The organism is Paraclostridium dentum (genome assembly GCF_048568265.1).
In the GTDB taxonomy this organism is placed as follows: Bacteria; Bacillota; Clostridia; order Peptostreptococcales; family Peptostreptococcaceae; genus Paraclostridium; species Paraclostridium dentum.
The window spans coordinates 725,193-751,843 of sequence record NZ_CP183813.1 but is presented as its reverse complement, the minus strand read 5'-3'; the positions used below and the strand labels follow the sequence as shown (position 1 = coordinate 751,843).

21 protein-coding genes are annotated in these 26,651 nt (G+C 29.2%); 3 read left to right on the top strand and 18 right to left on the bottom strand.

Annotated elements, in window-relative coordinates; genetic code table 11:
* Window positions 1-37 precede the first annotated feature (37 nt).
* Window positions 38-775, top strand: a complete 738-nt coding sequence (locus ACN6I1_RS03315) for a hypothetical protein (RefSeq protein ID WP_419742705.1) — start codon at window positions 38-40, stop codon at window positions 773-775.
* 69 nt (window positions 776-844) lie between these two features.
* Here the strand turns inward: ACN6I1_RS03315 and ACN6I1_RS03310 are convergent, their stop codons facing one another.
* From ACN6I1_RS03310 to murJ, 4 genes are all read right to left on the bottom strand, one after another.
* Window positions 845-1,402 (bottom strand): NUDIX hydrolase, encoded by a 558-nt coding sequence (locus tag ACN6I1_RS03310; RefSeq protein WP_419742704.1) that lies wholly within the window; start codon window positions 1,400-1,402, stop codon window positions 845-847.
* A gap of 81 nt (window positions 1,403-1,483) precedes the next feature.
* Window positions 1,484-1,606, bottom strand: coding sequence for a hypothetical protein (locus ACN6I1_RS03305; RefSeq protein WP_264318572.1), 123 nt, complete (start codon window positions 1,604-1,606; stop codon window positions 1,484-1,486).
* Window positions 1,607-1,681: 75 nt separating this feature from the next.
* Entirely contained in the window at window positions 1,682-2,293 is a 612-nt protein-coding gene (locus ACN6I1_RS03300; protein WP_082367482.1) for a DUF3786 domain-containing protein, read from the bottom strand.
* Window positions 2,294-2,464: 171 nt separating this feature from the next.
* Entirely contained in the window at window positions 2,465-4,012 is a 1,548-nt protein-coding gene (gene murJ, locus ACN6I1_RS03295; RefSeq protein ID WP_021432216.1) for a murein biosynthesis integral membrane protein MurJ, read from the bottom strand.
* A 177-nt stretch (window positions 4,013-4,189) separates the two neighbouring features.
* On the opposite strand from murJ, the gene ACN6I1_RS03290 reads away from it, so the two are divergent.
* Window positions 4,190-4,492, top strand: coding sequence for a hypothetical protein (locus ACN6I1_RS03290; RefSeq protein WP_021428865.1), 303 nt, complete (start codon window positions 4,190-4,192; stop codon window positions 4,490-4,492).
* Between the two features lie 55 nt (window positions 4,493-4,547).
* Here ACN6I1_RS03290 and dltC read toward each other — a convergent pair whose 3' ends face one another.
* From dltC to ACN6I1_RS03230, 12 genes are all read right to left on the bottom strand, one after another.
* Complete coding sequence (gene dltC, locus ACN6I1_RS03285) at window positions 4,548-4,778, bottom strand: D-alanine--poly(phosphoribitol) ligase subunit 2 (protein WP_021428708.1); 231 nt, start codon at window positions 4,776-4,778, stop codon at window positions 4,548-4,550.
* Window positions 4,779-4,795: 17 nt separating this feature from the next.
* The gene (dltB, locus tag ACN6I1_RS03280) at window positions 4,796-5,944 is read right to left on the bottom strand and encodes a D-alanyl-lipoteichoic acid biosynthesis protein DltB (RefSeq protein WP_278657294.1); all 1,149 of its coding nucleotides are present in this window, start codon (window positions 5,942-5,944) and stop codon (window positions 4,796-4,798) included.
* On the bottom strand, window positions 5,944-7,458 hold the full coding sequence (locus tag ACN6I1_RS03275) for a D-alanine--poly(phosphoribitol) ligase (protein WP_419742703.1): 1,515 nt from the start codon (window positions 7,456-7,458) through the stop codon (window positions 5,944-5,946). Before ACN6I1_RS03275 ends, dltB begins: the two co-directional genes overlap by 1 nt.
* Window positions 7,459-7,579: 121 nt before the next feature.
* Window positions 7,580-8,770: a D-alanyl-lipoteichoic acid biosynthesis protein DltD gene (gene dltD, locus ACN6I1_RS03270; protein ID WP_419742702.1), complete on the bottom strand. Its 1,191-nt coding sequence runs from the start codon at window positions 8,768-8,770 to the stop codon at window positions 7,580-7,582.
* A 396-nt stretch (window positions 8,771-9,166) separates the two neighbouring features.
* Window positions 9,167-9,748, bottom strand: coding sequence for an HD domain-containing protein (locus ACN6I1_RS03265; RefSeq protein WP_419742701.1), 582 nt, complete (start codon window positions 9,746-9,748; stop codon window positions 9,167-9,169).
* Between the two features lie 298 nt (window positions 9,749-10,046).
* Window positions 10,047-11,024, bottom strand: a complete 978-nt coding sequence (locus ACN6I1_RS03260) for a DMT family transporter (RefSeq protein ID WP_419742700.1) — start codon at window positions 11,022-11,024, stop codon at window positions 10,047-10,049.
* A 740-nt stretch (window positions 11,025-11,764) separates the two neighbouring features.
* Window positions 11,765-13,099 carry an amidohydrolase gene (locus ACN6I1_RS03255; RefSeq protein WP_419742699.1) on the bottom strand — a complete coding sequence of 445 codons (1,335 nt, stop codon included), beginning with the start codon at window positions 13,097-13,099 and terminating at the stop codon, window positions 11,765-11,767.
* A 14-nt stretch (window positions 13,100-13,113) separates the two neighbouring features.
* Window positions 13,114-14,220: a M20/M25/M40 family metallo-hydrolase gene (locus ACN6I1_RS03250; RefSeq protein WP_419742698.1), complete on the bottom strand. Its 1,107-nt coding sequence runs from the start codon at window positions 14,218-14,220 to the stop codon at window positions 13,114-13,116.
* 158 nt (window positions 14,221-14,378) lie between these two features.
* Window positions 14,379-15,092 (bottom strand): hypothetical protein, encoded by a 714-nt coding sequence (locus ACN6I1_RS03245; RefSeq protein ID WP_419742697.1) that lies wholly within the window; start codon window positions 15,090-15,092, stop codon window positions 14,379-14,381.
* A gap of 14 nt (window positions 15,093-15,106) precedes the next feature.
* The gene (locus tag ACN6I1_RS03240) at window positions 15,107-15,859 is read right to left on the bottom strand and encodes a DUF5058 family protein (RefSeq protein ID WP_394866451.1); all 753 of its coding nucleotides are present in this window, start codon (window positions 15,857-15,859) and stop codon (window positions 15,107-15,109) included.
* 200 nt (window positions 15,860-16,059) lie between these two features.
* Entirely contained in the window at window positions 16,060-17,346 is a 1,287-nt protein-coding gene (locus ACN6I1_RS03235) for a transcriptional regulator (protein WP_419742696.1), read from the bottom strand.
* Between the two features lie 707 nt (window positions 17,347-18,053).
* Window positions 18,054-18,587 carry a hypothetical protein gene (locus ACN6I1_RS03230; RefSeq protein WP_419742695.1) on the bottom strand — a complete coding sequence of 178 codons (534 nt, stop codon included), beginning with the start codon at window positions 18,585-18,587 and terminating at the stop codon, window positions 18,054-18,056.
* A gap of 470 nt (window positions 18,588-19,057) precedes the next feature.
* On the opposite strand from ACN6I1_RS03230, the gene ACN6I1_RS03225 reads away from it, so the two are divergent.
* The gene (locus ACN6I1_RS03225; RefSeq protein ID WP_263331894.1) at window positions 19,058-19,303 is read left to right on the top strand and encodes a hypothetical protein; all 246 of its coding nucleotides are present in this window, start codon (window positions 19,058-19,060) and stop codon (window positions 19,301-19,303) included.
* Between the two features lie 504 nt (window positions 19,304-19,807).
* Here ACN6I1_RS03225 and ACN6I1_RS03220 read toward each other — a convergent pair.
* Together ACN6I1_RS03220 and ACN6I1_RS03215 are read right to left on the bottom strand one after the other, a co-directional pair.
* Window positions 19,808-20,038: a hypothetical protein gene (locus ACN6I1_RS03220; RefSeq protein ID WP_419742694.1), complete on the bottom strand. Its 231-nt coding sequence runs from the start codon at window positions 20,036-20,038 to the stop codon at window positions 19,808-19,810.
* Between the two features lie 66 nt (window positions 20,039-20,104).
* Complete coding sequence (locus tag ACN6I1_RS03215; RefSeq protein ID WP_419742693.1) at window positions 20,105-26,116, bottom strand: hypothetical protein; 6,012 nt, start codon at window positions 26,114-26,116, stop codon at window positions 20,105-20,107.
* Between the last annotated feature and the right edge of the window lie 535 nt (window positions 26,117-26,651).

The following is a 26,651-nucleotide window of genomic DNA, read 5'->3' as shown; positions in this document are numbered from 1 at the left end:
TTTTAACAAATTATAATATAAAAATAGGAGGATTTATATGTTATTTGAATGTTTCTATTATCCAATACTAGGCAATAGTGGTAACGTAATAAAATCTTATGATAAGTTAAATGAATTTAAATTTGGTGATATAGTTCCAACCAAGACTATTTATTACAATTATGGTAATGATTTTATAATATATCAAGGAGAAAGTTTTTTTAAAGTTAAAGATAAAATTTTAGTTGGTCCCATTGATTTTAAAGACATTTCATTTCCTAATACCATAGTTTTTAATAATGGAACTCAAATTACTGTATCATCAGATAAAGAATTAAAGTCAATTAAATTAATTTCAAAAGGAGAATTTCAATCTGAAAAAGAACTCGGAGATTTATTCTTCTTATATAATTATTTTGTAAAAGAAATAAAATTAGCTCAGTATGACGTATTATCTATTCTCACTAATAGCTCTAAAAACTGTTCATTTGTTAACAATGAACTCGATATAAATACAGAAAATCTAATAAACAATTTAGATATAATAAAATCTAAAATATATAATTTATTAAGCTCTAATCATAATATCAAAGACTCTTATCTAACCTATATTAATTTCAAAGAAAGTGAAAATCTATTTAATCTTTCTATCTACAAATTTTTCAAAAAAGAATCTAAAGAATATAAGAATTATTTAAAGCAAGCTTCAAATCCTCGTCATAATAATAAAGATCCAAAAATTAAATTAGAAAAAATGTTAGATTCATGTAAGAATAATTATAGACTCACTTCTTAAGTCTTAACATGATAAAAGCTAAGCTAGAACTTATCTCAAAATTCCTAAGTTCTAGCTTAGCTTAATTTTTTAAATATTTTTAGCTTTTTGTATAAGTTTATTGTAAATACTTATCATATGCTCCTCATTTACATTGTCCTCAATTTCATCTATTGGTATCCATCTTACTCCACTATTTTCATCTTCCTTAATAAAAAGTTCTTCATTTTCATCAGCTTCTAAAACATAAGCTACTGATAAATGTAGATGTGCCGATACAAACTTTCCTCTCTTTATATGAGAATTAACTGTTAAAATTTCTATCGAACAAATTTCATTAGTTATCGGTTTAACACTTTTAATTCCAGTTTCTTCTTTGGCTTCTTTTATAGCTACATTTAATAAATCACTATCCCCATCTGCATGACCACCTGTCCATCCCCATGAGTTATATATATTGTGATGTATCATAAGTACTTTATCTCTATTTTTATTAACAATAAATCCTGAACTTGTTATATGACAAATCTTATTCTCTCTAGTTAATATATCGTCGTGCTTTTCTATACACTCTAATATTAATTCTCTATCATTTTTTTCCTGCTCATTTATAGGTTTATAGTTTTTTATTTGCTCTATATATTCCATAGTATCCTCCCAAGTTTTTATTATATATACTATTATAATGTAAATTAAAAAGGCTGTCTCAAATGAAACAGCCTTTTACTTCTAATAATTTATCATTATAATTCCAAATGAAGCAGCTAGTACTAATACATCAGCTATTGCAACTAATGTGTATGCTTTACTTTGTTTTTTCTTCACACTTCTTATACTTCTAGCTATATTCATAATTAGGTACCCCCTATAATCTATTAATAGTATATATTATGATAATTAACAATTTATGACATTCTAATTCAATATTTATTTTAAATTTAGTAATATTATCTCTGGAACAACTGCTAAATCCTCAGCATTAAAATAATAGCTTATATTAGCGTCAAATAATATATTTCCAGATGGCTCTAACTCTTCATCGCCTTCCCACAATACAAACACCACATAAGTATCATTTATAAATCTTACCTTATATGAAATATCCCCTATTTCTAATTTTTCAGCCCCTATGTTTTCCATATGTAATTTAAATTTTTCTATTTCCTTACCATAACTATCAATTAATTTCTTAATAGTTCTTGATTTAAAATTTGGATAATAAACATATCCACCTTCAATTTCTTTGTAAGTTAAGTATTTTTTAGTTTCTTTTATTCCCTTTGCATTAGTTAAAAACCTTAATATTAATATATTTGTAGCTGTGTCAGTTATAATTTCATTAGATTCTTTTAAGATTTTTCCAGATGGATATTGTACTTTTAAAAATGTGTTTAGGAATTTAATTTTGAAGTATTTCTCATCATGATTGTATGTAGAATTTGACATTTGTAATATTTGATCAATATTGGATTGTTGAAAGTTTTTTATTGTATGTTTTAAAACAAGCTCATAATTACCTTCATTTAATTTATTGCTCATTACATCACCTATTTATTTTATTTTTTCTTACTTTATATTATATTTCTACAAGTTAACATATATTTCCTTTTTATCGTTAAATAAATTTTATTTTCTAACTATTTTATATATTAATAATTTTAAAACAAAAAAGCTACAGATTAATCTGTAGCTTTTTTCTCTATATTTTATTTATTTACGTTTTACTTTTTTATTTATCATTTTAAATATTAATTTAACTTCATCTACTCTTAATACAATTATCGAAACTGCATATACTATAGCACCTAAGCCTACAGATATAGCTAATTTAATTGCATCTTGTATAAATCCAGCACTTAAAAATGCATCTATAACATTATACGTAAATTTAGTTACAAGCGCCATTAAAAGTGCAGCTATTATCGACTTTATAAGAACTGAGATAATTTTCTTACCACCGAACGCACCTATTTTTCTTCTTAAACTTACAGATAGTAAGGCTATAGTTACTAAAGAAGAAATACTTGTAGCAAATGCAAGTCCACCTAATCCCATATTAGTATATTTTACAAAAGCTAAGTTTAATACAATATTTAATACCATTGCAATAATACCATTTATCATTGGTGTTTTAGTATCTTGTAATGAATAGAATATTTTTCCTAAAATATCTCTTAGTCCAAATCCTAACATACCAATTGAATAGAATATAAGTGCTATAGCTGTCATTTGTGTAGCTCTAGCATCAAACTCTCCTCTTTGGAATAATAATTTAACTATAGGCTCAGCAAGTATTATAGCTCCTACAGAAATAGGTATTATTATTAATGTTACTACATTTATAGCTGTTACTATTGATTCTTTAAATTTCTTTTTATTATTCTCTGTAGATAATTTAGAAAGCATTGGGTATATAACCGAAGATATAGAAACTATAAACATACCCATTACAAACTGATTTAATTTTGTTGCATAATTAAGCGCAGAAATACTTCCTTCTACCAATGTAGAAGCTATTGTTCTATCTACTATACTATTAACTTGAGTTACCGCTACACCTATTAAAACAGGTCCTATTAGCCATAACATTCTCTTTAAGTATTCATCTTTTAAATTTATATATGGTCTGTACTTAAATCCTTTTTTACGAGCAAATGGATATTGGAATATAAATTGTAAAGATAATCCAATTAAAGTACCCCAAGGTAATAAGTTTGGATTAATTGTTACACTTAAAAATATAGAAATTATAATAAGCATATTATATGGTACAGACATAAGCCCTGGTATTACAAAGTTTTCTTTAACTTGTAAAAATGCCATCATTATGTAACTCATTCCTAAAAATGCCATTCCAAGAATTAGTACTCTTGTAAAATATATAGCTTGAGTTAATGTTTCTCCTTTAAATCCAACCGCAAACAACTTAACAATTGGTTCTGTAAAAACAACTCCTACTAAAGAAGTTATTAAACATAACAAAACAACTATATTAAGTACGTTATTCGAAAATCTAAGGGAAGCTTTTTTTCCTTGTTTAGCCTCTAAGTCACAATATAGAGGTATAAATGCAGTTCCTAAAGATGTTCCTATTGCCGAGAATATAACTGCAGGTATATTCATAGCTACTAAGAATGCATCACTAGTACCTGATGCTCCATACGCTGATGCTAGTGCTAGTTCACGACCAAATCCTAGTATCTTGGCTATTAATGTTGCAGCCATTAAACCGACAGCTGCTTTTGCTACTTTTGACATAAAACTTCGTCTCCTCTGAATCTTAAGTTTAATTTAATTATTTCCTTAACTAGTCTATTTTATATATTATATATTTATTTTTATATTTTGCAAATTTGTTTTTTTATATAAATGTGTTAAAATTTTTATATGGCATTATAATATGCCAAATTTTGACTTTATCCAAGGAGGTTTCCCATGAATTTTAAAACTACATATCATTGTCTAGTTTTAAGACTAGAAAACTGCACTGACGATTTACTTTTCAACATTGCTACAAAAATAAGCAAACATAATTGTGTTGTAAAAACTATTGATGTTGATGAGTATAACAGTGAAAAAACTATATCTTTTACAAATCAAGATAATAAAGATTTAGTTCTTTATAAAACTGACGATGTTATAAAATTATACTTTGATAATACTATGAAAAATATAAGTCCTGTATTTGAAATTTATAATGATATAGTTGAATATATGGATTATATCGATGTTTTATAAATAAACCAAGGAGGAAATAAATTTCCTCCTTAATTTTATTTATTATTAAATTTTATTATTTTCTACCTTCTAAGAACTTAACTAAGTTATTTACTGTTGCCATATCACTTCTTTCTAAGTCTGTTGGTTGAAGTGTTATTCCTAATCTTTCTTCAATTTCAAGTAAAACTTCTATTATAGCTAATGAATCTAAAAGCTCTGCTTCAAATAAATTTAAATTTAAATCCTCTCTTATTTCGTCACAACCTAAAACATCTTCAAAAATTCCTATAACTGTCTCTTGCATTTTATATCCTCCTTAAATTAAGCAAAGTAACCTGAGAAAATTAACAATCCAAAGCATGCTATATGGAATGTTATAACAATTTGTACAATCTCAAACCACTTATCTTTTTTATGTTTTTTGTAAAACTTTGATTTCTTTTGATACATGTCTGTAAGTACAAGCACTACCCCTTGGTATATCCCGTACACAATGTAAAACCATGTTAAACCATGCCAAAATCCCATAGTTATCATTGTAATCATTTGTGCAACATGCGATGCTGTAGCTCTTTTCTTAAATCTTTTCTTTCTCATAGATGCAATTACAAATCTAGAGAAAATGTAATCCCCAAACCATCTTGAAAGACTTATATGCCATCTTGTCCAGAATTCTTTCATATCCTTACTTAAGAACGGCTTATCGAAGTTATCTGGTGCTTTTATACCAAATATATAACTTGTTCCTACAGCAAATAAACTATATCCTCCAAAGTCAAAGAATAAATATAAGCTATATGCATACATATAACTCATAGCATTTACAAAGTTTATCTCTGAAGGTATTTTTGACATCCAATATGTGTTTACTAAAAATGCTATTACAAATTTATATCCAACACCCATGAATATTTTTTTAATACCTGGTATTAAATAATCATCTATATATTCCTCTTTAGGTATCTTCTTTTCTAAGTCTTTTTCAAATCTTCTTGATCTATCGATCGGCCCAGAACTTAATGTTGGGAAAAACAATACAAAATAAAGCATTGTTGAAATTTTAACTTCTTTAATTGCTCCATCATAAATTTCAATTACCATTTGTATAGTTCTAAAGTTTAAGTATGATATACCTATAAACCCTATTGCTCCAAATGATGTAAGCGGTGAAATTTTATTTATTATAATAGGAGACATAGAAGCTAGCAAAAATAGTCTATAAACCAATTTGCTATCCGTTTTTTTTCTTACATATTCATATCCTTTAACTACTATTATTTCTAACGCCATAAATGCTATTAAAAATGAAAGTCTAACATTTACACCAACTATTAAAAGTATCATGAATGCAGTTGCTATCATACCATAATACTTTATATTTTTTTCTCTTAAACCTAAAATCACTGCTGGTATTGCTGTTAATAGTAATATATAAAGATAAAAATAATCTCCATATTGTGAAAAAGTCATTAATTTTCCTCCATAAGTTTCTTTCTATCTATTTTCCCATTAATATTTGTAGGGAACTCATCTATAATTTTTATAGTTCTAGGTATCATATATGAAGGGATATATTTACCTAATTCTTTTTTTATTACCACTCCATTTTTTATATCACTTAATGAATTACTTTCTTTTAATTCTACAATTCCTTTTAAGTAAGCAATTTTTTCATTTTTATAAACTGGTAAAACTATTGCATTTTTAACATTTTCAACTTTTCTTAAGTTGCTCTCTATATCTTCAATTTCTATTCTAAATCCATTTAATTTTATTTGGAAATCTCTTCTTCCACAGTAGTAAATATTTCCACCTAATAGGTATCCCATGTCCCCTGTTCTGTAAGCTCTATATTTAACTCCATCGATTTCATCATAGAAGAATACTTCATCAGTTTTTTCCTTGTTATTAAAATAACCTTTTGAAACAGAAGGTCCAATTATTATAATTTCACCTTTTTCGCCTTCTTTAACTTCATTTCCATTTTCATCTAATATTTTTATTTTACAGTTTTTCATAGGATACCCAACTGGTAAACTTTTTTCATCATTTATAAGTTCTTCTGACATATCATTTACACTGACACCTACTGTTGCTTCTGTTGGTCCATATCCATTTATAACTCTAGTGTTTGGGAATCTCTCTAATAACTCTTTAGTTAAAGGTTTTGGAAGAGCTTCACCTATGAATATCATAGACTCTAATTTTGGTAACATTTCACTATTAAAACTATTTTCTGTTACACAAACACCTGCAAATGATGGAGTAGAAACCCAAACAGCCATATCTGACTTACCAAATTGATTAAACAATTCTTTATAATCTGCTAAAACTTTCTTTGATAAAGAAAATAATGTAGCACCATGAACTAATCCTGGATATATAGATGTTACTGAAAGATCAAATGAGTATGCAGCTTGGTTCATTATAACTTTCTCACTTCCATCAATTTTTAAGTATGGACTTATCCAATCAACAAAGCTGTCTAGGTTATTCGAACTTATTTGTACCCCTTTTGGCTTTCCTGTACTTCCTGATGTAAATAAAATGTATGCATTTTCATCATCTTTTACCCAGTTTTCTTTAGATATTGACTTACCTTCATAAGTTTTTATTATCTCATTAAGTTTTTCTTCATTTACAATATTTAAATCTCCAAAGTTAGTTTCTTCACTAAAATTGAAAACTACCTTTGGTTTAACTTCTTTTGTTACTTCAAATACTCTATCTATTGGAAAGCTTATGTCTAACGGTACATAAGCTCTTCCTGATTTTAAAGCCCCTATCATACATGCCATTATCTTATTTTCTTTATTTCCATATATAACTATAGGAGTATCCTCATCTCCATAAATGTCTTTTAAGTATAAAGCAATAGCTTCTGAGTACTTATCTAAATCTTTGTATGAAAGATTTTCGTCATTGCATTTTAATGCTATTCTATCTGTATTTGAATACTTTTTTATACCTTCAATAATTTTCATGTCTAATCCTCCTCATTAAAACTCATTGTATATGAATGGCAATTCTTTAAATGGAGTAAATGTTAATATCAATATTGCTGCAATTATTATTATCGTAAAACAAATACTCATCATTAAGTACTTATTGCTGGTTAAATTCTTTAAATAACTTTTCACAAACATCTACCCAACCTTTCGTTCCAAGATGCATTACATCACGTAAATAATACTTTTCATTTTCTTTTGATCTTAAATCAATAACATCAAAACCATGTTGTTTTGCAAGATTCCCTGCTTTATTATAGAATTCATATCTTTCATCTTTTGATATACCCGTTACATTGTAAAACTTATCCATTCCAGGTATAAGCACAATTACAGGTTTTATTCCTAAATCGTTGCACACGTCTAGAGTAAGTTGGTAATCATCAAACTCTTTTGAATCTACAAGGTTCACATCCTTATATTTACCTCTTACTTTATCTAAGTTCTTTCCAAAATTCTTTTTATAGTATATTTTATCTATACATAGATTGTTTTTACCTACTCTTTTTTTAGCATCTACTATAGCTTGGTCCATTTCTTTGTCCCAATTAATAGGCTTCCCAGGTGCTAAAGCTTTTTTATCAGGTAAATTCACTAATCTTTCATATAACATACCTTTTTCTTTAAGTTTTACTGTATCTTCTCTAAACTCGAAATAAGGTGCTAATAGCACTTTTTCAACTTTTGATACAAATGTATCAGAACTATATAACTTAGCATATACAGCCTCAGACTTGTATTCTTCTGATCCAATTAATAATTTACTTGCTCTATTTGCAAATTTAATCTTATTCTCCTTAGAAATATCTGGGTTATTTAAAAATGCATAAAATTGAGTTGGAGAAAATCTCGTCTGATAGTGATGAGAAGTAACCCCTTCTTTATCCATAAACCACTGCATTGAAACTAATAAAACAACCTTTTTATCCTTTATACTTGGATCAAAACTACCTAAAATAGTAGTATCTTGTAAGTTCTGAGTATATGCTCTCCCGATCGTAATAACTCCATTTTTACTTCTGTTTGTATTAAAATAGTAAGTAGGGTGTTGCTTTGTTGAATGCCCTAACTCTGATGATCCTAGCATCATTATATCTTTTTTCTGTAAAAAATGGTTATTAGCAATAACGCCTTTATCTTTTATATTACTTAAAGAATTGTTCATTATTGGTTTTAAATCTTTTTCTTCAAGCATGTAGTCAATTTTAGAATCAAGGAATTTATTTAGTCCGAATAAAAATATACCGCCCACTACTAATGGTATAATGAAATAAATTAATTTTTTCATACTTACTCTCCTCTAAAATGTTCATAATCTATAAATATATTAGTACTTTGCCTAAATATATTCAATAACAATATTGTAATCAAATGTCACACTTTGTCATTATATTCTTTTTTTTATATAAATTCCAGTTAATTTTTTGTGTCATCTCCCATTTTATACCATTTTTCAACTATTTTCTTGCGTTTTTACTCATTTAAGCTAGTTTTGAAAAAATCTTTATCATAAAACATATTTTTAATTTATTTTATAATTTCACTTTTTCATATATTACATTGTAATTTTTCTAAAATTAATAAATCCAACTTATCAATGCACTAGTAAAATTTGCTTAATTTAATCATTTATCAATATTTAATCTTACAAATAAGTAAAGGACCATTAATAATTAATGATCCTTTACTTATTTGTAATCGCTTCACTATTTTGAGCTATTTTGTCTGTCGTTCTTTTATCTATTTCTTTCTTTAATTCTTTTAAGTATGGTGAGAATTCCACCTTATCTGAACCGTAAGTAAACTGTAAATCGTATTCTAACGGAATCCAAGTACTGATATCAGCCTCATTATGTTGAATCACTGCTTCTAAGTTATCTAATGCTTTGTAAAGCTTCGCTTCCTCTGTTTTACGTTCATTCATTTCAGCTAAAAGTTCTATAAATTCCTCTTTATAATGAGCAGGGAAAGTTTCAACCCATTGTAAAAATATTTCATCCTCTTTTTTGCTATCTGCTTCCTTCTTATCAAAAGCTGGAATATCACCAGTAAAGGCCTCCCCTAAATCATGAATCAAACACATACGAATTACCTTATCCATATCAATATTTGGAAATTCATCTCGCATTAATAATGCCATTAATGCAATACGCCAGCTATGTTCCGCTACACTCTCATGGCGTCCACTTGATGTCCATGAATGCCTAGTGTTGCATTTTAGTTTTTCTGCTACCGATAATATTTCTAAAAATGTTGATGTGTTCATACGAACCTCCTCCCCCAAGCTTATATTTATAAGTATCTTAATATAAAATATATTTAATATTATATCATAGTTGCTGTTTATAGTCTGAGACCTAAGTTGTATCAATAATTTCTTAATCCATCCTCATTTCAACAACCTTATAAATCAAAGGATTAGATAAAATTATTCCTTTTTAATAAACAATCTATTATCCGCTAAACTTAGTGATATACATATATCTTCTAATTGATACTTCAATAAAATTGGCCTTAAAAAAAGATATTGAATTATTGTTCAATATCCTCAGCTTTTAAATGTATTATTTTTCTTCAGATGTTGCTTTTTCCTTGAAACGAATATGATTTGCTAATGTAGGTGGTAGATATCCAACTAACACAGATGCTACATTTTGGATATAGCCTAAAACTGTTGAGCCTAATGATGCTAATACAACTATAATTGCACCTAAAACTTGAAGCCCTGTCATAGTTTCTTTAAAAATTATTATTCCGACTATTGCACCAACAACTACTTCTAAAGCAGATAGTATACTACATGTAGTAGTATCTATATATAAAGTTGATTTAACAAAACATACGTTAGCTACCATTGTGCATAATATACCTACTCCAAATAAATCAAATATTAATTTTATATTTCCTGAGGCAATCTTATTTGCTATAAAAGAAAAATCTGTTACAAAAGATAGAGCAATTGCTGCACCTAAAAATCCATATAAAAGCATTGTATCTCTTTCATATTTATCTGCAAAGTATCTAGGAATCATAATTTGTAGTGCAACTCCAAATCCATTTGCAAGTCCTGCTAATATACCAATCATATCCATGCTAGTTCCACTTGCTCCTGTCAAGTTTGCAACTAATATTGCTCCAAAAATACAAATTCCAATTGTAACAACTGTTTGTAAATTTAACTTTTCCTTAAAGACTATCACACCTAAAAGTGCAACCCATATAGGGCTCATAAACATTAATACAGTAGCAACTGCTACAGGTGTTCTTTCTACTGCTACCCCATAAAAAGTAAAACTTGCTGCATAAGCAACAATCCCATAAATAAAGCAAATAATAAGTCCCTTAAAATCAATTCGTAAAATAGATGGCTCTTTTATTGATTTTATCAATAAAAAAACTCCTCCTGCTAGCAAGCATCGTACAAAGGAAACCTCATATGAAGATAAATTTTCTGCCGAAAGCCCTCTTACAAAAATCCCCATAATTCCCCACATAACTGCTCCTATTATAGCAAGTAATATCCCTTTTCTTTGTGAGTTCATTTAACTATCCCCATTCTATATAATTATAATTCCAAATTATTATAACTTAATTTTTTATAATTTAAAAGCTTTCATTTTCTTGTTATAAATTTTTTTCATTTTAATGAAAAAATACTAGGTTTATTATATTATATATGAATATTTATTAATTGTAGTTTATTTAAATTTTAAAAATAAATATGTTAATAGATAATAAAAACATCGCTCATTTTAAACACTATATCAATCATAATATTTAATTTACATTGGAATATATATAAGCAGTTCTAATAGGTTTCCAACCCAATACCAAAATACCCTTTAGTATAAAAGCTAATATCCTAATGTATGACCTTTCCCTTATAAGCTTAGGGGCATAGTTTATCAATGCTTTTATGCCATTAAAGTGATGTAGTTACTTTTTCCACTCCATCTAATACTAAATCTTCTAGTTTATTAGAACTTTCTTTATTCTTCATGCTTTCTAGCTAACACTCTATAATCTTCATTAAACTTCTATATAATAACTCTATTTCTAATTGGTCTAGTCAAAGAAGCTTCTTTCAGGTATATATAAAGAACTTCCTCCTAGTAATTCAACCAACTTCATAAATACTTATTTACAAAAAGACTTGTACAACGCAAATAGCGAATAGATTATATATAAGTTTCGATTCATACAAACTTGAAATATTTTGTACATATCACCCAAACTCATAAATTACCTATTCGCCTAAACTTGGACATTTTTTATTTAAATATTACTTCTTATAATTATACTTGTATGTATTATTATTTTTCTCCATGAACTCTAAATAGCTCTCCTTACTAAACGTAGGCTTAAAGTTTGCAATAACATCCTTAGCAACCTTTGCATCATCCACAAGTAAATCTATCAAAGTCATAGCCATAGCCTTAGCTGGGATAATATAAGCCAACTCCTCATCACTTATATAATAATCCTTAGTATGAAGACTACCACTAACCCCACCTATCCAAGGATGGATACAAGGAATTATCTGAGAAATATCACCAAAATCAGTTGACCCAGCAGACTTTATAACATCAACTATACAATCTTCATTTCCACCAACTAAATCTAAATAATTTCTCTTAAAAACAGCATCCATATTATTATCAGAATCTAGTGGAAGATATCCAATAGTATCCTCAATTATAACCTCTCCACCTAAAGCTATAGCTGCTGCATGAATTGATCTATTAACCTTCTCATTAGCATCCATCATAGCTTCAACAGTTGCCGCTCTTACCATAGCCTCTATAGTAACCTTTGAAGGAACAACATTAACTATATCCCCACCATGGTTTATTATAGTACTTATCCTAACTTTATCTTCATCTTTAAAAGTCTCTCTTTGAGCATTTATATTATTAGTAGCTAAAGTAGCCATATTTAAAGCATTAACACCCTCATGTGGAGCTATCCCAGCATGAGAAGCTACCCCTAAAAATGTTACATGCTTACTTATAAATCCATTTGTATAAGACTTTACTACACAATTTTTACCATCTTCAAAATTTAAAGCATGGAACTGCATAGCCATATCTACACCATCCAAAGTACCTCTATATAATAACTCTTGCTTACCACCAACATACTTTATCTCATTCTTTTCTTGTAGCCCTTTTCTAAACTCAAGATCTATACACTCCTCAGATGGAACTGCCATAAAATCAATCTTTCCATCTAAATGCTCTAAAACTCCTGAATTTATAATACCTACTGCACAACCTAACATACCTGCTACCTGTATATTATGTCCGCAACAATGAATATTCCCTAACTCATCTGCATCTTTATGATCTGGACAAACTACAGAATCTAACTCTCCCATAACAGCTATCTTAGGCCCCTCTTTATCCTTATTCAAAGATGTCATACATCCTGTAACAGCTATATTATCAACTACCTCTACCCCTAAACTCTTTAGAAAGTCAGAAGCAGTTTTAGTAGATTTTACTTCCTTATATCCTAACTCTGGAGTCTCATAAATACTTCTTCCAGCTTCTATTATCTTATCTTTATTTTTATCTATCTCGTCTAGTACTAATTTTTTTAATTCTCTAACGTCCATTTGGTCTCCTTACTCTATAAAGCCATTATGTTATAAACTATCTTAGTTGCATCATATAGCTCATCTATATTTACATATTCATTTACAGTATGAACATCATACATACCTAAACTTATTATTGCACTTTGATATCCTAAGTTAGCCATTATATTAGCATCACTTCCACCACCTATTACCATAGGCTTTGGCTCTATACCAACTTTTTTAGTAGCTTCTTCAACCAACTTAAACACATTGCTATCTAAGCTTAACTCAAAACTTGGATATGCATTTACATGTTCAAAATCACAAGTTGTATTCATATTCTTAGCTACTTCTTCACAACAATTTTTCATATGAGCTATTTCTTCTTCCAATCTTTCTGGTATATGACTTCTTATTTCAGCAGTAAACATAACTTCATCAGTTACTATATTAGTAGCTCCTCCACCTTCTATTCTACCTATATTGGAAGTTGTCATCTCATCTATTCTACCTATATGCATATTGCTTATAGCATTAGATGCTGCCACTATTGCATTTATACCTTTCTCTGGCTCAATTCCAGCATGTGCCTTCTTACCATAGAAAGTTACCTTTATATTTTCCTGTGCTGGTGCCTTATAAGCTATTACTCCTGTAGCTCCACCTGCATCTAATATAACTACATCCTTACATGGAAGATTTTCAGGATTAAAATTCTTAGCCCCTAACATACCTGCCTCTTCACAAACAGTAAACAATAAATATATATCTCTATGAGGTATCTTATCTTCCATAACCCACTCTAAAGCTTCTAAGATAGCTGCTATACCAGCCTTATCATCAGCGCCTAAAGTAGTAGTCTTATCCGTTTCAATTATATTCCCATTAATAACTGGCTTAACTCCCAAACAAGGTGCAACCTGATCCATATGAGCTGCAAAACATATAGGGTTCTCACTATCCTCACCCTCTATATAAGCAACTATATTACCTGCATTTCCACCAAACTTATCACCAGCATCATCCATCCTAACCCCGATGCCTCTCTCAGTTAAATAATTAACCAACCACTTAGCCATCTCTATCTCCTGATTAGATGGGCTATCAACCTTCACCATATTTATAAAATTATTTACTAGTCTATCTTTAGATAACATAACATTTCCCCCTATTTTTATATTCTTCCTCCAGCAAAATAAAAATCGCTTAACGTTGGCCGTGCGAAGGCTATATTTGTAAGTTGCAGCGCCATTTACAAGCATGCTCTACCGCCTGTATGGAGCAAAACTTACAAATATAGCCGAGCCCCCACCAACTAAGCTGCCTTATTATTTTGCATTTCTTCCTTCTCGTTTATTTTTTTACCAATTAGTATAGTTCCAAATACCGCAGTTAATATAACTAAGTACGAAGGACTTCCACTTCCTGGCATAAAATCAAACACACCGTTCTTTAATAAGAAGTTCATAGGTACAGCTATTAAAGCTGCTACTGCTGCAAACTTAGGCTTCATTATAGCAAACTGTCCAAACACTGCTCCGAATAGTGCTGGTAATATTAAATCAAATGCTGCTGTTACTTGTGGAGGTAATATAGATAATATTGCTTGTCCAAATACAACCCCAACTGATAATATAACTATATTTACTATTATAGATACCGCTATCCCTATTGTTGAAATTACTGACCCTTTCTCTGTTCCTGGCTCTACATCTGCCGCTTCCTGAGCTACCATTGCACATGGAACTCTCATATTTGATGTATTTCCTGATATAAATGTCATATATGTACCTGGTATTCCAAGTATTGGGAAATAAGCTATTGGCTCAACTACATAAAATGCTCCACTAACACTTATTTGTGATATTGTCCCAGCTATTATAGCTGCTATTGGAGGCATATATCCAAATATTCCTGACACTACTACAAGTGGTGCAAAACATAATATAATCCCTAATAATAAAGTACCTTTTCCCCATTTAGTTATGCTCGGTATGTATTTTTTTGAATAGTAATTGTTGTTACTCATATATCTTCCCCTCCTTAAGCTAAGTTAATTAATAATGTTCCTATTATCATTCCTGAGAACATTGATATTGATAAAGCCCATTCTTTTATCCATTGAATATTTTTATCTTTTGCAATTTTTGAAAGTCCCATCATAACCACACATCCTATTATTGTAGCTACTGCTGCTGGTGATGTGAAAGTTACTGAACCTTCTCCAGTTATAAAGTTTCCTGATGCTAAGTAAGCAAATGCTCCAAGCATTGCACAAGCTGATATTATTGGAACTAATTTTTCATTTCCACTTGATAATAAATGATTAACTTTATCCATCTTATCAGTGAATAAGAAAGTGAAAATTAACCAACCTAAAGAACCTAAAACCATTACCCATACAGCACAAGCAAATACCATTGGATCCATACCTGCTCCAAGTTTTGCACCCATAGCCTCTGCTCCAAATCCAGCTGCCATTAACTCATAGTTTACTGATCCTATAAATGAAAGCCTCATCCAAGATATAGGTCCACCCATTGAAACTAATAAAGATATCATTCCGACTAATATAACTATTGATGGTCCTATCGATGATATAGCACTACTTTTTATAGCTGCTTTAACTTGAGAATCTTTTATACCCATTTCTTTAGCTGCAACTGTCGACTTTCTAAAAAACACTATAGACTGAACTATAACAACTGTTACCGCTAGTCCTGCTGCAAGCCACATCAAAGGATGGTTTGCCATTTTTAAATAATCTGCTTCAAATACACTTCTTAAATTATCCATTTATAATTCCTCCTTTTTATAAAACAATTTTATCCCTTTTTATTTTTGACAAGTCCGTAATATGTCCTTAATTGAATAATATATTATATGTAGAATGTTGTCAATATTTAAAAGAAACATTTTCCTGTTTTTTTAAATTTATTATTAAAACTAAAAAAGCACCTTAAAATTAAGTTTTAATTTCAAGATACTTTTTATATTTAAAATAGTATTTCTATTAAGTTTTTAGGTCTACCTGCGCCTTTACTACTTTCTTTAGAATGAACTTTTCCTAAATCTGCTGTTGTTATCTTTTGAAGTATACGTCTAGCACTCCTATCACTTATATCTAAATATCCAGCTAGTTCTTTTGAGTCATAAATTTTACTTCCCCTAATTTCATTTATTCCCATTATTTTAGATATAGTCTCACAACTTAGTCCACTTTTTTCTGATAGTTCTAATATGCTTTTGTCATCAGGCACAATACAGTAACTCATTTCATTTTCTAGTCCTAATGGTCCTGTAAGATTTTCCTCTTCATCAATAGAATATATATAGTTTTCTTTAGAATCAATTCCTCTTTCAAGTGCTTTTGATGCATTTATCTCTGCTTTAAATGCATTTGACCCAAAACCTATTCCAATGCTAAGTGAAAATCCTAGTGTTTTAATTTCTTTTTGTAGCTGTAATAATTTTTCATAGTTTCTATTTTTATTTACAGCTCCTTTATTACTAAATATTATGTATTCATTACGTCCAAATGGGAATACTGCTCCATTTATGCTTCTAACATATGTAGCTATATACTTGTCCATATCAGCTTTTTTTAACATATTAGAGTAATAGTTTTCAATATTACTGCCACTATTTCCAAAGTTAAATATTTCTACTGCTATTTGAGAATTCTCTGCTTTGTTAATAGCATATTGTCCCATAACTTCATCATAAGCTGCTTTTACTAAAGATCTTGTAGGCTTTAGTAAAAATATAGGATAGTCTTTTTCTTTTAGTTGATTATATATATTCATAAAGCCTGTAATCATTATTTTTGTTTTTCCACTTATATATAAGTCCATATGCCAATCTAGATAACTATCTTCATTTATATTAGTTGAAAATGGAAAGCAATACATTTTATCATGTTTAATCTCAAATTCATCTATTATAGTTTCCACCATATCTTTTTCAACTACATCTATACTAAATTTATCTATATCTATATTTAAGTCGTGCATCTCCCAAAATGCTTTAAGTATACTAGTATCACTTCTTTCTACAAAAGAGTGAGGCTTTTTTATTTCATAATTTTTTATTATTACTTCATGAATCCCACAACCAGTTAATATGATTCCGTTACATTCAGATTCACACTGTTCTATTAAATCAATAGCTTCAGCTATTTTTTCTTTAGTATATAATCTTATTTCTAAACCACTATCTATCTCTTGTAAATACTTTTGTATTCTAAGTGCTGAATCTAGCGGTCCAAGAATTCCTATTATCACAGAATCCCCCCTTAATCTATATTTATTTTCAAAATATTTTATACTATAAATATTATACTATTTCAAATAAATAATACAATTTATTATTCATTGGGAATGATATTCTCTTCTATGTTATCAATTATTGCTTTAATCTTAATTTTCATTGATACAGTTGCTAATATTATTATTTTAACTATTGAATATATAAGCTTATATGATACATAGCATAAGAGTTATACTTCATCATAAAAAGGAGATAACAAAAGTTATCTCCTTTTATTTATTTAATTATTATAAATGTTATTCTTTTAAGAAATCATTTACTATACCTATAGACTCAATTGTTTTTTCAATAAAAGGATAGCATCCTTAATTATATATCGTTTTAACTTTTGAATTTTAAATATTATCTAATGAACCTCTCCAACTATATTTCTAACTTGAGCTTCACTTATATCATACTTTCTAGCTAACACTCTATAATCTCCATTAAATTTAATGAGTTATGTGTTTACTGTTTATTCAATATTCTTCTACAAATTTTATAATATATTTGTTTTAGTTTTAAAATTAATATATTTCTTAATTTGTTTGTTTAAATTCTTATTATATTATTCTTTTTAAGTATTATTTGCACACGTGATTGTAATAACTTTATGAATACGAGTATAAAATATGTATCTAATATAACTATTTATTTCCTATACTCAGCATCCTCCTAATTTTTATAAATATGTATCAATTAAATAATAGCATCTATTTATAGTTTCATTAACCTGATCGTAAAATGACATGCTTTCTTTGTTTGCTATCCATTCTTTTTGTTTTGCCAAAAGTTGCTTATATGTATAATTATTAGAGTTTTCTTTGATAGCTTTCCAAGCCTCATTTAAAACATAATCTGCTTTATCGTATGCTACATCAAAATCTCCAGTATGTGATGCTTCGTATAATTTATCATACCATTGTTGTTTTATTTCTTCACTTACAGATCCATGTAAAGATTCATTTTTAGGCCTAGCATCCACCTTAGGCGAACTGTTAATTTCTGTAGTTTGCTCCTTATGTTCTTGTTTATCTTGTTTTTCTTCTTCTTGTTCCTGCTTTAACTCTTTTTTTAACTCTTCTTTTAATTTATTTTTTTCAACTAAAGCTTGAGTTTTATCTTGAGTTTTATCCTCTTCTTTTGATGTCTCTTTACTTCCTGCACACCCTGTGGTTAATAACATACATATCGCTAATGCAAGTATTTTTTTCATAATTATGTCCCCCTTTATGTTTATCTTTTTTCTCAAAACTAAATCAAATAAATTTTTTACACCTTTAAAACTTCCTTATTTGTACTATATCTCCTATTTTATACATGAATTTTATCCCTATCGTCGGCTTGCTTTATTCTCTGAAGTAACATATATAAACATCACAATATATTATACATTTTTACCCTGTGGATTTTTGTAAAATTTAGTAGTTTGAAAACTATATTTTTATATATGTTTTGCTAGTCATAAATTATTATAATCTATCTAAATAAATTAAATTTAAAATTATAAATATATCTCAAGGCCCTATCTTTTAGATATTTATAAGGTATCTAGTTATATCTACCTACCAACTCTAATTAGTTTACTAGCGAGAGTAAGTATACAGTCTAGTATATTACTGATTTCGTTGCTATTTAAAGCAAACTTAGCTAGTATTAACTTGAAAGCTCTAAGGAGGTGATTATTTGAATACTATTACTAAGTTAAGTCCATTAAGAAGCTTCTTATATGTATTATTTTTTGTGTTTATTTATTTCTCTATAATACATAGTTCTGCTATTTCAGGTGGTATAGGTCTTTTTATTGCTGGATTGATAAATTCATATGATTCATATATCCACTATAAAACTTTTAATACCTTAAACTTCTTATCTATAGTTTTTGCTGTTATGGGCTTACTTATAGGTTTCTCTCTAATTTGCTTTTCATAAATCTTTCTTTAGATTTTGAGAGTCTGTAATTAAAATTAAGGTGATGTAAATTTTAGTAAACTACTAACTTTTGTATCATCTTATTTTTTGTTTCTTAAAGTTAATTGCTTGTCCATTTTTCAATATATTTTATTTAGTTTTAAATCTTATATAATTTCATATAAGTATATAGAGGTGATTTATATTGAAAAGTGCAACAAATACTTATACTTTATCTAAACGTTTTTCATTATCTTCTATGTTATCAATCATTGCTTTAATCTTAATTTTCATTGATATATTTGCTGATATTATTATTTTAAGTATTGTAGGCTTATTGACTATTGGATGTATCAGCTTATATGATACGATACATAACTATAAGCTTTATAGTATAATACAGTTCTTTTCTTTATTTAATACAGTAGTGAGTTTTACTATTGCTGCATTAGATATTTTTTATATGCTTTAAGCTTCAACCTTTACAATAAATAAAAGGAGATAACAAAAGTTATCTCCTTTTATTTATTTGATTATTTTTTTATTGAAAACCCCTTCTAACCCTGCCTTTTTAACTCTAGTTTCTATTTCCTTTTTATCTATTGTATAAAATCCTAAGTCTTTCATTCTATTAAAGTAAACACTTCCTGCAAAAGTAAATTTTAACCTATCTGCATGTTCTTCTTTTAATTCTTGATTAGCATAAGATATAAAGTCTCCAATTGCAATATTAGTTGGTAATTGAAGTAAATACATACCTATAGCATTTCTAGCTGAATTTTTATTTTACAGACTCGACTATATTATTATATATAAGCTATACTATCTATTTGCAACACCATTACTATCTATATGATAGCCATCAATATCTGTATTAGTTAGCATTTTACCACTTTCATCAAAGTAATATGTAGATCCCTCTATTTGTTTCCATCCTTTTAATGTTACATCATTTTCATAATAGTACCATTTACCTTCTATCTGTCTCCATCCTTTTATCAGTACTCCATTTTCATCAAAGTAACAGGCTCTTCCTTCTATTATGTTATCGTATTTTTTCATGTTTCCAGATTCATTAAAGTAATACAACTTTCCTTCTAACTCTTTCCATCCTTGTATTTGTTGCCATACTTTTATCATTACTCCCTTTTCATTAAAGTAATACAGCTTGCCTTCTATTCCTTGCCAGCCTTTTGACATTACTCCATTTCCATTAAAGTAATACGCCTTTTCCTCTATTTCTTTCCATCCTTTTAGCATTACTCCACTTTCATCAAAGTAATATGTAGATCCCTCTATTTGTTTCCATCCTTTTAATGTTACATCATTTTCATAATAGTACCATTTACCTTCTATCTGTCTCCATCCTTTTATCAGTACTCCATTTTCATCAAAGTAACAGGCTCTTCCTTCTATTATGTTATCGTATTTTTTCATGTTTCCAGATTCATTAAAGTAATACAACTTTCCTTCTAACTCTTTCCATCCTTGTATTTGTTGCCATACTTTTATCATTACTCCCTTTTCATTAAAGTAATACAGCTTGCCTTCTATTCCTTGCCAGCCTTTTGACATTACTCCATTTCCATTAAAATAATACGTCTTTTCCTCTATTTCTTTCCATCCTTTTAGCATTACTCCACTTTCATCAAAGTAATATGTAGATCCCTCTATTTGTTTCCATCCTTTTAATGTTACATCATTTTCATAATAGTACCATTTACCTTCTATCTGTCTCCATCCTTTTATCAGTACTCCATTTTCATCAAAGTAACAGGCTCTTCCTTCTATTATGTTATCGTATTTTTTCATGTTTCCAGATTCATTAAAGTAATACAACTTTCCTTCTAACTCTTTCCATCCTTGTATTTGTTGCCATACTTTTATCATTACTCCCTTTTCATTAAAGTAATACAGCTTGCCTTCTATTCCTTGCCAGCCTTTTGACATTACTCCATTTCCATTAAAGTAATACGCCTTTTCCTCTATTTCTTTCCATCCTTTTAGCATTTTACCACTTTCATCAAAGTAATATGTAGATCCCTCTATTTGTTTCCATCCTTTTAATGTTACATCATTTTCATAATAGTACCATTTACCTTCTATCTGTCTCCATCCTTTTATCAGTACTCCATTTTCATCAAAGTAACAGGCTCTTCCTTCTATTATGTTATCGTATTTTTTCATGTTTCCAGATTCATTAAAGTAATACAACTTTCCTTCTAACTCTTTCCATCCTTGTATTTGTTGCCATACTTTTATCATTACTCCCTTTTCATTAAAGTAATACAGCTTGCCTTCTATTCCTTGCCAGCCTTTTGACATTACTCCATTTCCATTAAAGTAATACGCCTTTTCCTCTATTTCTTTCCATCCTTTTAGCATTACTCCACTTTCATCAAAGTAATATGTAGATCCCTCTATTTGTTTCCATCCTTTTAATGTTACATCATTTTCATAATAGTACCATTTACCTTCTATCTGTCTCCATCCTTTTATCAGTACTCCATTTTCATCAAAGTAACAGGCTCTTCCTTCTATTATGTTATCGTATTTTTTCATGTTTCCAGATTCATTAAAGTAATACAACTTTCCTTCTAACTCTTTCCATCCTTGTATTTGTTGCCATACTTTTATCATTACTCCCTTTTCATTAAAGTAATACAGCTTGCCTTCTATTCCTTGCCAGCCTTTTGACATTACTCCATTTCCATTAAAGTAATACGCCTTTTCCTCTATTTCTTTCCATCCTTTTAGCATTACTCCACTTTCATCAAAGTAATATGTAGATCCCTCTATTTGTTTCCATCCTTTTAATGTTACATCATTTTCATAATAGTACCATTTACCTTCTATCTGTCTCCATCCTTTTATCAGTACTCCATTTTCATCAAAGTAACAGGCTCTTCCTTCTATTATGTTATCGTATTTTTTCATGTTTCCAGATTCATTAAAGTAATACAACTTTCCTTCTAACTCTTTCCATCCTTGTATTTGTTGCCATACTTTTATCATTACTCCCTTTTCATTAAAGTAATACAGCTTGCCTTCTATTCCTTGCCAGCCTTTTGACATTACTCCATTTCCATTAAAGTAATACGCCTTTTCCTCTATTTCTTTCCATCCTTTTAGCATTACTCCACTTTCATCAAAGTAATATGTAGATCCCTCTATTTGTTTCCATCCTTTTAATGTTACATCATTTTCATAATAGTACCATTTACCTTCTATCTGTCTCCATCCTTTTATCAGTACTCCATTTTCATCAAAGTAACAGGCTCTTCCTTCTATTATGTTATCGTATTTTTTCATGTTTCCAGATTCATTAAAGTAATACAACTTTCCTTCTAACTCTTTCCATCCTTGTATTTGTTGCCATACTTTTATCATTACTCCCTTTTCATTAAAGTAATACAGCTTGCCTTCTATTCCTTGCCAGCCTTTTGACATTACTCCATTTCCATTAAAGTAATACGCCTTTTCCTCTATTTCTTTCCATCCTTTTAGCATTACTCCACTTTCATCAAAGTAATATGTAGATCCCTCTATTTGTTTCCATCCTTTTAATGTTACATCATTTTCATAATAGTACCATTTACCTTCTATCTGTCTCCATCCTTTTATCAGTACTCCATTTTCATCAAAGTAACAGGCTCTTCCTTCTATTATGTTATCGTATTTTTTCATGTTTCCAGATTCATTAAAGTAATACAACTTTCCTTCTAACTCTTTCCATCCTTGTATTTGTTGCCATACTTTTATCATTACTCCCTTTTCATTAAAGTAATACAGCTTGCCTTCTATTCCTTGCCAGCCTTTTGACATTACTCCATTTCCATTAAAATAATACGTCTTTTCCTCTATTTCTTTCCATCCTTTTAGCATTACTCCACTTTCATCAAAGTAATATGTAGATCCCTCTATTTGTTTCCATCCTTTTAATGTTACATCATTTTCATAATAGTACCATTTACCTTCTATCTGTCTCCATCCTTTTATCAGTACTCCATTTTCATCAAAGTAACAGGCTCTTCCTTCTATTATGTTATCGTATTTTTTCATGTTTCCAGATTCATTAAAGTAATACAACTTTCCTTCTAACTCTTTCCATCCTTGTATTTGTTGCCATACTTTTATCATTACTCCCTTTTCATTAAAGTAATACAGCTTGCCTTCTATTCCTTGCCAGCCTTTTGACATTACTCCATTTCCATTAAAGTAATACGCCTTTTCCTCTATTTCTTTCCATCCTTTTATCATTACTCCCTTTTCATTAAAGTAATACAGCTTGCCTTCTATTCCTTGCCAGCCTTTTGACATTACTCCCTTTTCATCAAGATAATACGAAGATCCCTCTATTTGTATCCAGCCTTTTATCATTACTCCCTTGTCATCAAAATAATACCATTTTCCTTCTATCTGTTTCCAGCCTTTTATCATTACTCCACTTTCATCAAAGTAATACGTAGATCCCTCTATTTGTATCCAGCCTTTTAGCATTACTCCTTTTTCATTAAAGTAATATGAATATCCTTCTATTTGTTGCCAGCCTTTTATCAATTCTTTTAGAGATTCTTTTATCATTACTCCATTTTTATCAAAGTAATACCATTTTCCATCTATTTCTTTCCAACCATTTGACATTGCACCACTTTCATCAAAGTAATACGAAGACCCCTCTATTTCCTTCCATCCTTTTATCATTACTCCCTTGTCATCAAAGTAATACCATTTTCCATCTATCTGTTTCCATCTTTTTGACATTACTCCCTTGTCATCAAAGTAATACCATTTTCTATCTATTTGTTTCCATCCCTTTGTCATTACTCCATTATCATCAAGATAATACTCAGATCCCTCTATGCCTTTCCATCCTTTTATCATTACTCCATTTTCATCAAAATAATACCTCTTTCCCTCTATGTCTTTCCATCCTTTTATCAGTGTATCCTTTTCATCAAAGTAATACCATTTTCTATCTATTTCTTTCCATCCTTTTGACATTACACCATTATCATCAAAGTAATACCATTTTCCCTCTATTTCTTGCCAGTCTTTTATCATTTCTCCCTTTTCATCAAAGTAATACGTAGATTCATCTATTTGTTCCCATCCTTTTAGCATTACATCCTTTCCTTTTAACATTACTCCTTTTTCATCAAAGTAATACCATTTTTCATCTATCTGTTTCAATCCTTTTAGCATTACCCCCTTTTCATCAAAGTAATACCATTTTTCATCTATTTTTTTCCATCCTTTTAGCATTACTCCACTTTCATCAAAGTGATACCATTTCCCATCTATGCATTTTGTTCCTTTTGACATTGCACCACTTTCATCAAAGCAATACCATTTTTCATCTATTTGTTGCCAGCCTTTTAGCATTACTCCCTTTTCATCAAAGCAATACTTCTTTTCTCCTATTTGTTGCCAGCCTTTTATCATTTCTCCCTTTTCATCAAAATGATACCATTTCCCATCTATGCATTTTGTTCCTTTTGACATTGAACCACTTTCATCAAAGTAATATGTAGATCCCTCTATTTCTTTCCATCCTTTTATCATTACTCCACTTTCATCAAAGTAATACGTAGATCCCTCTATTTCTTTCCATCCTTTTGTCATTACTCCACTTTCATCAAAGTGATACCATTTCCCATCTATGCATTTCGTTCCTTTTGTCATTACTCCACTTTCATCAAAGTAATACGATTTTCCCTCTATTTCTTGCCATCCTTTTAGCATTGCGCCACTTTCATCAAAGTAATACGATTTTCCCTCTATTTGTCTAAATCCTTTTGTCATTACTCCATTTCCATCAAAGTAATACGATTTTCCTTCTATTTGTTTCCATCCCTTTATCATTGCTTCATTTTCATAATAATACCATTTAGCCTCTATTTGTTTCCATCCCTTTGTCATTACTCCATTTTCATTAAAGTAATACGATTTTCCTTCTATTTCTTTCCAGCCTTTTAGCATTACTCCACTTTCATCAAAGTAATACGATTTTCCTTCTATTTCTTTCCACCCTTTTAGCATTACTCCACTGTTATCAAAGTAATATCTCTTTTCTTCTATCTGTTTCCAGCCTTTTAGCATTACTCCACTTTCATCAAAGTAATATGTAGATCCCTCTATTTCTTTCCATCCTTTTATCATTACTCCACTTTCATCAAAGTAATACGTAGATTCCTCTATTTCTTTCCATCCCTTTGACATTGCACCACTTCCATCAAAGTGATATCTCTTTCCTTCTATCTGTTTCCATCCTTTTATCATTACTCCACTTTCATCAAAGTAATACGAAAATCCCTCTATTTCTTTCCACCCTTTTAGCATTACTCCATTTCCATCAAAGTAATAACATTTTCTATCTATTTGTTTCCATCCTTTTGACATTACTCCATTTTCATCAAGATAATATTTCTTTCCCTCTATCTGTTTCCAGCCTTTTAGCATTACTCCACTTTCATCAAAGCAATACGAAGATCCCTCTATTTCTTGCCAGCCTTTTGACATTGCTCCATTTTCATCAAAGTAATACCATTTTCCCTCTATTTCTTGCCATCCTCTTGACATTACTCCATTTTCATCAAGATAATATTTCTTTCCCTCTATTTCTTTCCACCCTTTTATCATTACTCCATTTTCATCAAAGTAATACAATTTTCCATCAACATTCTTCCAACCATTTGCATTAGATTCATGTATAACTTGAGTACTTGCTTTTAAATTTTCTGAATCTTGTTCCTCATGAGCCAACGATACTTGAGTCGATACCGATAAAGATAAGACTGTAGTCCCTAATATACCTAAAACTTTTTTATGCATAATTTACTCCTATTTCTAATTATTTTAATTTCTAATCTAGAATACCATTTTTTACCATTTGATGCAATTATCAATTAATTTCATTGAATATGCTTTGTTCAGAGCTAGAACCTAAAAAATTCGGTTTACAATGCTACAAGATTATAGTGCGTGATGTAGTAAAAGATATAGATTTATAATATATATTACATAATAATATTAAGTTTACATATTATAAATCTAAAGTTAAATAGTGTCTTAAAAATAAAAATCAAGAGAATCTAGATAAAATAAAATTTATATAATATGGAAATTAAACCATGAAGTTTAAGGAAAATCCATTATTAGAGGTTGGCCAAGAAAAGGATAATAAAACAACAAATGTTATCAATAATTATAACGAAGATTAATAAACTAAACCAAATTTTATAAATAATATAAAATATTCCTATTGTTTCCTTAATGTAAAACTTAATACGATATACTATACATTAGTAATTGACTTTTGCAATTTTGAAACTATATAGAATCTAAAACTTTACCATTATCATTTTTA

Coding starts and splice junctions, on each gene's coding strand:
- ACN6I1_RS03255 (WP_419742699.1), bottom strand. CDS start 13,099: ATGGACGTTAGAGAATTAAAAAAATTAGTACTAGACGAGATAGATAAA.
- ACN6I1_RS03260 (WP_419742700.1), bottom strand. CDS start 11,024: ATGAACTCACAAAGAAAAGGGATATTACTTGCTATAATAGGAGCAGTT.
- ACN6I1_RS03290 (WP_021428865.1), top strand. CDS start 4,190: ATGAATTTTAAAACTACATATCATTGTCTAGTTTTAAGACTAGAAAAC.
- ACN6I1_RS03245 (WP_419742697.1), bottom strand. CDS start 15,092: ATGAGTAACAACAATTACTATTCAAAAAAATACATACCGAGCATAACT.
- dltB (WP_278657294.1), bottom strand. CDS start 5,944: ATGACTTTTTCACAATATGGAGATTATTTTTATCTTTATATATTACTA.
- murJ (WP_021432216.1), bottom strand. CDS start 4,012: ATGTCAAAAGTAGCAAAAGCAGCTGTCGGTTTAATGGCTGCAACATTA.
- ACN6I1_RS03215 (WP_419742693.1), bottom strand. CDS start 26,116: ATGCATAAAAAAGTTTTAGGTATATTAGGGACTACAGTCTTATCTTTA.
- ACN6I1_RS03305 (WP_264318572.1), bottom strand. CDS start 1,606: ATGAATATAGCTAGAAGTATAAGAAGTGTGAAGAAAAAACAAAGTAAA.
- ACN6I1_RS03310 (WP_419742704.1), bottom strand. CDS start 1,402: ATGGAATATATAGAGCAAATAAAAAACTATAAACCTATAAATGAGCAG.
- ACN6I1_RS03240 (WP_394866451.1), bottom strand. CDS start 15,859: ATGGATAATTTAAGAAGTGTATTTGAAGCAGATTATTTAAAAATGGCA.
- ACN6I1_RS03265 (WP_419742701.1), bottom strand. CDS start 9,748: ATGAACACATCAACATTTTTAGAAATATTATCGGTAGCAGAAAAACTA.
- ACN6I1_RS03300 (WP_082367482.1), bottom strand. CDS start 2,293: ATGAGCAATAAATTAAATGAAGGTAATTATGAGCTTGTTTTAAAACAT.
- ACN6I1_RS03315 (WP_419742705.1), top strand. CDS start 38: ATGTTATTTGAATGTTTCTATTATCCAATACTAGGCAATAGTGGTAAC.
- ACN6I1_RS03230 (WP_419742695.1), bottom strand. CDS start 18,587: ATGAAAAAAATACTTGCATTAGCGATATGTATGTTATTAACCACAGGG.
- dltC (WP_021428708.1), bottom strand. CDS start 4,778: ATGCAAGAGACAGTTATAGGAATTTTTGAAGATGTTTTAGGTTGTGAC.
- ACN6I1_RS03250 (WP_419742698.1), bottom strand. CDS start 14,220: ATGTTATCTAAAGATAGACTAGTAAATAATTTTATAAATATGGTGAAG.
- ACN6I1_RS03220 (WP_419742694.1), bottom strand. CDS start 20,038: ATGTATTTACTTCAATTACCAACTAATATTGCAATTGGAGACTTTATA.
- ACN6I1_RS03275 (WP_419742703.1), bottom strand. CDS start 7,458: ATGAAAATTATTGAAGGTATAAAAAAGTATTCAAATACAGATAGAATA.
- dltD (WP_419742702.1), bottom strand. CDS start 8,770: ATGAAAAAATTAATTTATTTCATTATACCATTAGTAGTGGGCGGTATA.